Below are 1,312 nucleotides of genomic sequence, written 5' to 3'. Positions count from 1 at the left end.
GCATGGCGCGCCAGCGCCAGATAGGCGTCCTTGCCCTGGAAATAGGGCTCGTCCGTCAGCACCGAAAGGCAGGTCGCCCCGGCCGCCTCATAGGCAACGGCGATGGCTTCCGGGTCGAACTGCGGCCGGATCAGCCCCTTGGATGGGCTCGCCTTCTTCACTTCCGCGATCAGGCCAAAGCGGCCGGCCGCGCGCGCCGCCAGCAGCGCGGCGGCGAATCCGCGCGGCGGCCCGAAGGCGCCCAGCGCCAGCGAATCCGCCGGTCGCACGGCCTTGCGCGCCGCCACATGCGCGCGCTTGGCCTCCAGTATCGGTTGCAGCCGGTCACCCATGTCAGGCCCTTAGCGGAAAGACAGAAACTGCGCGAGGCGGTCCGCCGCCGCCCCGCCGTCCAGCGCGTCGCGCGCTTCGGCCAGCGCGTCGGGCCAGCCCCGTCCGGCCACCGTCAGCGCGGCGGCCGCATTTGCCAGCACGATATCCCGATAGGCCGCGCGGCCCCGGCCCCGGAACAGGTCCAGAAGGGCGGCGGCGTTTTCCGCCGGGTCGCCGCCCGCAATCGCCTCGCGCGGGTGGCGTGAAAGGCCGTGCGCCTCGGGCACGAAGTCCTCTTCGGAAAGCCCGCCCGTCCCGCCGCGCACCAGCAGGCTGCCGGCATGAACGGCGATCTCGTCCAGCCCGCCGCCATGCACGGTCAGCACGCTGTCGGCGCCCAGCGCCAGCGCCGCTTCCGCGACGGGCCGGGTCCAGTGCGGCGCGAACACGCCGATCATCTGCCGCCTCACGCCCGCCGGATTGGCGAGAGGCCCCAGCAGGTTGAAGATGGTGCGCCGCCCCAGCGCCCGGCGGATCGGGGCCACCCGCGCCAGCGCCGGATGATGCGCCTGCGCGAACAGGAAGGCGACGCCCGTTTCCCTCAGCGAGGCTTCGGCCCGCGCCACGGGCAGGTCGGGCCGCCAGCCCAGCGCCTCCAGCACGTCCGCCGTGCCGCAGCGCGAGGACGCGCCCCTGTTGCCATGCTTGGCGACCGGCACGCCGCACGCCGCAACCACGAAGGTGACGGCGGTGGAGACGTTCAGGCTGTGCGATCCGTCCCCCCCGGTGCCGCACACGTCGATGGCGCCGTCCTGCCCCTCCACGGGCCGCATCCGCGCCCGCATCACCCGCGCGGCCGCCGCGATTTCGGCGGGCGTCTCGCCCCGGTCCGCCAGCGCGACAAGGAAGGCGGCGATGTCGGCGTCGGCAAGGTCCGCGCCCAGAATCCGGTCGAAGGCGTCGGCTGCGGCCTCCGGATCCAGCGGCCGCAGCGGGTCTG

The 1,312-nt window shown here is 74.2% G+C and carries 1 protein-coding gene and 1 pseudogene; both read right to left on the bottom strand.

Going from position 1 to position 1,312, the window contains the following annotated elements; all coding sequences use genetic code 11:
- A pseudogene (locus tag ACE3O8_RS12785) lies at positions 1–332 on the bottom strand (indole-3-glycerol-phosphate synthase TrpC); the annotation flags it as partial.
- Between the two features lie 9 nt (positions 333–341).
- Positions 342–1,312: anthranilate phosphoribosyltransferase (gene trpD, locus ACE3O8_RS12780; RefSeq protein WP_374390337.1), on the bottom strand; the 971-nt coding region annotated here is incomplete at its 5' end.

Source organism: Sandaracinobacter sp., from assembly GCF_041909755.1.
Lineage (GTDB): Bacteria > Pseudomonadota > Alphaproteobacteria > Sphingomonadales > Sphingomonadaceae > Sandaracinobacteroides.
This window is presented reverse-complemented; position numbering and strand designations above follow the sequence as displayed.